Annotated in this window: 7 protein-coding genes; 2 read left to right on the top strand and 5 right to left on the bottom strand. The window is 71.0% G+C overall.

Going from position 1 to position 6,890, the window contains the following annotated elements; genetic code table 11:
* The first annotated feature begins 156 nt into the window (after positions 1-156).
* A complete protein-coding gene (locus ACZ6Y1_RS27175) occupies positions 157-1,122 on the top strand; it encodes a GlxA family transcriptional regulator (protein ID WP_469635062.1) in 966 nt (321 codons plus the stop codon).
* Between the two features lie 231 nt (positions 1,123-1,353).
* Here the strand turns inward: ACZ6Y1_RS27175 and ACZ6Y1_RS27180 are convergent, their stop codons facing one another.
* From ACZ6Y1_RS27180 to ACZ6Y1_RS27200, 5 genes are all read right to left on the bottom strand, one after another.
* A complete protein-coding gene (locus ACZ6Y1_RS27180; RefSeq protein ID WP_469635068.1) occupies positions 1,354-2,529 on the bottom strand; it encodes a glutathione-independent formaldehyde dehydrogenase in 1,176 nt (391 codons plus the stop codon).
* Between the two features lie 524 nt (positions 2,530-3,053).
* Entirely contained in the window at positions 3,054-3,515 is a 462-nt protein-coding gene (locus ACZ6Y1_RS27185; RefSeq protein WP_469635075.1) for a VOC family protein, read from the bottom strand.
* A 170-nt stretch (positions 3,516-3,685) separates the two neighbouring features.
* Positions 3,686-4,072, bottom strand: coding sequence for a hypothetical protein (locus ACZ6Y1_RS27190; protein ID WP_469635079.1), 387 nt, complete (start codon positions 4,070-4,072; stop codon positions 3,686-3,688).
* A 103-nt stretch (positions 4,073-4,175) separates the two neighbouring features.
* Positions 4,176-4,559, bottom strand: coding sequence for a hypothetical protein (locus tag ACZ6Y1_RS27195; protein WP_469635083.1), 384 nt, complete (start codon positions 4,557-4,559; stop codon positions 4,176-4,178).
* An 80-nt stretch (positions 4,560-4,639) separates the two neighbouring features.
* Positions 4,640-5,122: a hypothetical protein gene (locus tag ACZ6Y1_RS27200; protein WP_469635086.1), complete on the bottom strand. Its 483-nt coding sequence runs from the start codon at positions 5,120-5,122 to the stop codon at positions 4,640-4,642.
* A gap of 555 nt (positions 5,123-5,677) precedes the next feature.
* Here ACZ6Y1_RS27200 and ACZ6Y1_RS27205 point away from each other — a divergent pair.
* Positions 5,678-6,799 (top strand): sensor histidine kinase, encoded by a 1,122-nt coding sequence (locus ACZ6Y1_RS27205; RefSeq protein WP_469635091.1) that lies wholly within the window; start codon positions 5,678-5,680, stop codon positions 6,797-6,799.
* The last annotated feature ends 91 nt before the right edge of the window (positions 6,800-6,890 follow it).

Below are 6,890 nucleotides of genomic sequence, written 5' to 3' on the forward strand. Positions count from 1 at the left end.
GGCCGGGACGGGGCGGGGTCGGTGTACACGGGGGCTCCAGGACGCGAAGGGGCGGGTTCACCCCCACCGTCCGGCAGTGCGCGGACACATTGCCCTTCCCGGCCGGAAGGTGTCCGCCGTCTTGGGGTATCCGTCCTTCCGGCATAGGGTCGGCGCATGGGGGAACGGCACGTGGTGGTGGTCGGCTACACGTCGGCCGAACTGCTGGACATCGCCTGTGTGACCACCGGCCTGGCTATGGCCAACGGGCTCGGCCGGCCGGCCCGGCCCTACCGGGTGAGCGTGGCCGGCCCAGGCGGCTGCCCGATCGTCTGCGGCTCGGGCCTCGTCCTGCAGGCACAGGAGTCCCTCGAACGGCTCGTCGGCCCCCTCGACACCCTCGTCGTCTCGGGCGGCCTCGGCTTCGAGGAGGCGGCCGGGGACACCCGCCTCGTGGGGCACGTCCGGCGCCTGGCCCGGGAGAGCCGCCGGGTGGCGTCCGTCTGCACAGGGGCGGGGATCCTGGCCGCCGCCGGACTGCTCGACGGTCTGCGCGCCACGACCCACTGGCGGTACGCGGCCCGCCTGGCTGCCCGCCACCCCGAGGTCACGGTGGACCCGGCGCCCATCTTCATCCGCGAGGGGAACGTGTACACGGCCGCCGGCGTCACCAGCGCCCTGGACCTCACTCTCGCCTTCATCGAGGAGGACCACGGGGCAGAACTGGCCCGACAGGTCTCCCGGGACCTGGTCACCTATCTGCAAAGACCCGGGAACCAGGCGCAGATGAGCGTGTTCACGGCTGCGCCCCCACCCGACAACGACCTGGTCCGCTCGATCGCCGAGCACGTCCTCGCTCATCCGGACCACGACCTGGGCACGGCTGCGCTGGCCGCTCGCGCCGGGGTGACGCCGCGCCATCTGACCCGGCTGTTCACCGAGCACATGGGCCAGGCTCCGGGCCGGTACGTGCGGCTGGCCCGCACGGAGGCGGCCGCCCAGCTCCTCGCCACCACCGACCTGCCCGTCGCCCGGGTCGCTGCCCGCTGCGGATTCGGGACCACCGAAGCACTGCGCCTGGCGTTCACTTCCCGGTACGGGATTTCCCCCTCCCGCTACCGCGCCACCCAGACCCGGGGTTGAACCCCGCCGGGTCCGGCCCGGCGAGGGCCGACTGGGGTTCATGGCCCCGGCCGGCCAGGGGTGAGCCCGCGGAAGCCGCCAATGCAGAGCCGCCGGAGCTGCCGGGATTCCCAGCCGCTCCCGCCAGCCCGGCGGCGCCCCCCGAAGGCGCGTCGGCTCCCTGGCCGCGATGGCCGGGGCTGGTCGCCGGTCTCGCCCGCCGGTGCTGGAGCGGCTGAACTCTCCGTCTTCTTACGACTTGTGGCCGTTGCCGTGGCCATCCGGATGCAGTACCACCTTCGTCCAGCCGTCGTCGCGGGCGTCGAAGTGCTCGTAGGCGGTGGGGGCCTCGTCCAGGCTCAGCTCGTGGGAGACGATGAAGCTCGGCGTCGCCTTCTCGCCCGCGATCAGGTCCCGCAGCGCCCGGTTGTACCTCTTCACGGGCGCCTGGCCGGTCCCCATGTGCTGGCCCTTGAGCCACATCATCCCGAAGTCGAGTGGCACCTTGCCCTGTGCCTCCAGCTCGCCCTGCGCCTCTTCGCCGCCGGGGTCCTGGGGCAGGAAGACGCCCACGACGCCGATGTCGCCGGTGAACCTGACCGAGTCGATCAGGCCGTTGAGCGTGAGGCTTGCGTCCTCTTGTCCCTCGTGGTCGTGTGCCTGGTAGCCGACGCACTCACACCCGTTGTCGGCGCCGAGACCGAGGGTGGCTTCCTTCACGACCTCCGCCGGGTCCTGCTCGGCGGTATTGATCGGGATGGCCCCGATCTCCTCTGCCTTGAGCAGCCGGTCGGGCTGGTGGTCGGCCACCCAGACGCGGCCGGCGCCTTTGAGTACGGCGGAGTAGGCCGCCATCAGCCCGACGGGCCCGGCCCCGAAGACGATCGTCTGGTCACCTGGCTTGACGTGGGCCATCTCGGTCGCGTGATAGCCGGTGGGGAAGATGTCGGCGAGCATGACGTAATCCGTTTGCCGCTCGGCGGCGTCCTCGCCCAGACGCAGCGCGTTGAAGTCGCCGTAGGGCACGCGCAGCAGCTCCGCCTGGCCGCCCTGGTAGGGGCCCATGTCGGCGAACCCGTAAGCAGCCCCGGCGAGGGCCGGTTCCGGCTGCATGGTCAGGCAGTAGTTGGTCAGACCCTGCTCGCACTGCTTGCAGAAGCCGCAGGCGATGTTGAAGGGCAGGACCACGTACTCGCCGACCTGGACCTTGCGGACGGCCGAGCCGACCTCCACGACCTGGCCCATGTTCTCGTGTCCCATGGTGCGGCCGGACTCGAACGAGGTGCGGCCCTCGTACATGTGCAGGTCCGAACCGCAGATGTTGGTGGTGGTGATCTTGACGATGATGTCGCAGGGATGTTCGATCTTCGCGTCCGGTACGTTCTTCACCACGACCGTCCGCGGTCCTTCGTATACCGCTGCTTTCATGATGTTTCCCTCGGTGCCGCGGCACGAGTGCGGCACGACGGTGAGAGAGACGACACACAGGACCTCAACCCCGGAAGTCACTGATGACGGGGTCCGTGGCTCCGGCACGCCTCTGCGGGCCGTTCACCCGAATTGGATGGACGGTGGAGCCGCCACCGGCCCGCCGGGCGGAGCTTCGGCGCTCCGGTGGCCTGCTGAGCGTGTCCCCCTCGTGTCCGGCACGAAACAGGCACCCGCCGAACGATCAGCGGCTGTCTTGCGCACGACCGCCGGCTCGGAGAACCAGCCGGCCCTGGTCGTCGTCAGCTTGCGGCGGCGTGCCCGTTCACTCGGGGCAGCCCCGCCCGCCGCCGCGGGCTGAACCGTCGCTGCCCCCGGCAGGGGAGTGGAGTGCTCGCGCGGCAAGCCGTACTGGCCGGGGATGTCGCGGGTCGCATCAGCGGGGGTCCGGCGCGTGTGGGGTCCGTGACGAGGCGACCGCCCTCGCGGCGGCATCAACGAATTGGTGCGACCAGCGCGTTGTGTCAGCTTTCTCGGCCCTGCCACGTGGTGACGCAGGCTTCGTTCCCCTCCAGGTCGGCCAGCACCCAGAAGGCCGGGGCACGGCTGGCGGACACGAGTCGGCCCCCAGCTGCCAGGGCGGCTTCGATCCGCCGAAGTGCCTCGTCATGCGGAACACTGATGTCGATATGGATGCGATTGCGCTGCGGACGCGCGCGGTCCATTTGCTGGAACCAGACGGCCGGGCCCTGCCTGATCGGGTCGACGAGCGGATCCTCCGGCCCCTCGGCGCCCGCCTCATCGGCATAGCCCAGGACCGCCTTCCAAAACGGTCGAATCCCGGAGATGCTCAGGGCATCGATTGCAATCTCGAGAACCTGGACCGACCGCGGCGACCCCGTTCCGAGTCCGGGATCCGTCGGAAACCCGGACTTGCCAGCGGCGGCAGAGATCCGACGCGCGAGTTCGACATCCCGGGTCGTCACCGCTGCATGATCCAGTGACTGCAGAGTGAAGACCGTCAGATCCGAACGGACGGCAACCCGGAGACGGCGATCGGGATCGTCGCCGCACACCCGCTGCCCAGCACTTGGGTGCCGCACCCGGTGGTGACCTGACACTGGTCGGCGGCGGCGCCGGGGCCTGCGCCGGTCGTCTACTTGTAGGGCTTGCAGACCTCGGTGACCAGCCGCCCGTCATGGTGTTCGTAGTCGTTGTAGGTGATGCTCCTGCCGTCCCGGTTGAAGGTGAGGGTGCCGCCCTGGGCGTCATCGACGGTCTCTCCCCGCTGCAGGACGCCATCGACGAAGTTTCCGCTGCCCTCGACGAGCACGGCTCGGTCGTTGTCGACGACGACGTAGCCGTAGCCGACCGGGCAGTACGGCATGCCCTCGATGTTCCGGTCGAGGGGAGCTCCCACGCTGTAGCCGGGAGCGGAGGGTACCGGGGCGGGGGTCGAGGCAGCGGCGGTGGCCGCACCGGTGGCGGCCAGGGCCGTGGTGAGCAGGATCGCTGTCGCCAGCCGTACTGGGGTCGTACGCATGTCGGTTACTCCTCACGTGGGGTTCCGCGCACGCGTGCCGGGGCGGGAGACGACTGTCGTCTGCGTTTCCCGCCCCGGCCCACGGCGGTTCTTCTCGGCCTGTTCAGGAATTCAGCTCGAACTGCTCTGCAGGGTTTTCCCGGTTGACGCACACGATGTACGGGTTGGGGTCGCCTTCGCGGCTCTCGCATTTCCACGGAACTCCGTCGACCCGGAAGGTGACGGGCATGTCAGTGCCGGGGTGGCGGCGTGTCGTCGCGTCGAAGGCTGCCGCCACCTTCCGGGCAGTGGGGCACAAGCTTCCGTCCTTCGCGTGGACGGCCAGGCCGCCCGCGGCTCCGGTGCCGCAGTAGACGTACGGCGCGGTGGCGGGCCGGTCGGCGCGTGTCGCCGGGTCCTGGCCCGCCGCCCCCGCGGGCGCGGCCAGTCCTGCCGCGAGCGTGGCACTGCCGGCCATGACGATGGCGGTCGTCCGGATGCTGCCCATGTCGGCTCCCTTCATACGTGGTCCGGTGTGCGATCGAACTCCGTTCCGGACCGGCTGCGTGCCGGTCCGGAACGGACCTGTCAGCCGTCGGCGGGCTGCGGCGCGGCGCTGTCGGCGGTCGCGGCGGCCTCATCAGGCTCATCAGGCGTGGGGTCCACTGCGTGCGGCGCTCCCGCGTCCGACGCGTCCACTGCGTCCGACGCGTCCGATTCCGGTGCCAGGTCGGGGACCGGCGCGACGGCGTCGTCCGGCGTCGGCTGCGGTGCGGGGACCGGCTGTGCCGGGTCGTCGTCCGGCGGCGGGGGCACCACTTCATCGTCGGTCGGCGGGGCGGGCATCGGCGTGATCGGCCCCGGCGGCCGCGGTTCACCGCCCCGCTTCTCGGCCCACACCCTGCCCTTGTAGGGATGGAAGCTGTAGTTCACCCCGTGGTGGCGGAACACGGTGGTGCGGGTGGTCAGGGTGGCGATCTTCCTGCCGTGGAAGAAGATCGCTGCCACGTAGCGGTCACCCGTCTTGTAGATCTTGGCAATCGATCCGTCAGCCAGTCGCTGGGTGTTCACCAGCTGACGCTGCTGCGCCGACACCGCTGCGACCGGTCCGGCAGTGGCACTGTCGGGGACGGTCGACCGGGCAGATGCGGCCGTGGTCGCGCCTCCGACGACCGCCAGCGAGCCGAGAGCGACGACAGCGGTGCAGAGCAAGCGGCGTGGGGAAGCAAAATGCATGTCGAATTCCCATCATCAGCGGAGAGGAACTTGCTTTCCTGTCCTGCGACACCCACAACGCTACGAATTCCGAGGCACCACGCGGATCGGCCTAAGGGACGGAAGACCGTGTACCCAAAAGTTTCATCACGGGACGCGAGCGGGCCGCCACGCACAGCGTCCTCGGTTTCCGGCGGCCGGCCGAGTCGCCGCTGAGCCGTTCAGGGCGGCACGCCGCGCCTGCCCGCCCGGTCGCGGCCCAATGCCTGCAAGGGTGCGATATTGCCTCGTCATGAACGCAATGAGGACCACGGCCCCCAGCGGTGCGAGTGCTCTGGGGCGGGCACGGTGAGGGGCTTGCCGCGCTGGGCGCGAGACCGCCCGCCGCACTCCTGGAGGATCAAGCTCGCGGTGGCCGTAGTCCTGCTGGGGCTGACGGTGCTGGACGTCCTCCTGCTGGAACACCTGCCTCCGGAGCGGTTCGCCCTCGTCGCGGGAGGCGCCGTCGTCGTATGCCTGTGCGCCGTGCCGGTGGAGCGGGTCTCCTTGACCGTACGGGCGGGTGTGGCAGCCGCCGTCTCCTGGACGGTCACGCTGGTCCTGGTGACGGGCGACCACCCGCTCCCGGTCGTCGGTGCGAGCGAGATCGCAGGTCTGCTCCTGCTGCTGGCGGCTGTCACGTGGCGTGGCTCGGCCGGGGCGGCGCTGATCCTGGGCCCGGCCCTCGCGGTGGCGTGCGTCGCGGTGCCCGCGCGGGACGTGGACCCACGCGAGTGGACGCTCGCCATAACCCTCCTGACGGTGGTCGTCGCCGCCTTCTCGGTCCTCCTGCGCGCCCAGTCCGAGCAGCGGATCCGCGACCTCGACGCACTGCGCGCGGCCGAGCGGCGCGCACTGGCCCGGGAACTGCACGACGTGGTGGCCCATCACGTCACCGGCATCGTCGTACAGACCAAGGGCGCCCGCTTCGCCCGCCTGGACGCCGCGGCCGCGGACGAAGTCCTGGCCTCCATCGGCAAGGAGGCCGAAGAGGCGCTGGGCGCCATGCGCCGCTTGGTCGCCGTCATGCGCCGCGCGGAACCCACGCGGGGTGCCTCACGCGCCCCGGCCGCCGGAATCCGCGAAGTACGGGAACTGGCCGCCGCATTCGCCACCACGGGACCCGCCGTCGAGATCGACATTCAACCGGGCCTGGAGGACCGCCTCCCGGCAGACGTGGCCGCCGGGATCCACCGGCTGACGCGCGAGGCCCTGACCAACATCCGCAAACACGCCGCCGATGCCACCGGAGTGTCCATCGAGCTCTCCGCCGTCCGGGGAGGACTGGAGCTGAAGGTGACCGACGACGGCCGCCACGGCGCGCCGCTCCCCGAACCGGCCCGCGGGGGAGGCTTCGGCATCGAAGGCATGCGCGAGCGGGCAGCCGCCATGGGAGGCCGACTGGACGCCGGACCGATGCCCGGCGGCGGCTGGCAGGTCCGCGCCCGCCTTCCGCTCGATACCGCGAACACCACTCCGGCGACCGCCCCCTAGGGGGTGTTGCGAAAGTCCCGCACGGCGCCCACGGCGCCCGGCACGCACTCTCGCCGCACCGGCCGAAGCCCCGAGTACGCCCAGTACGAGG

The organism is Streptomyces sp. NPDC053432 (genome assembly GCF_055585365.1).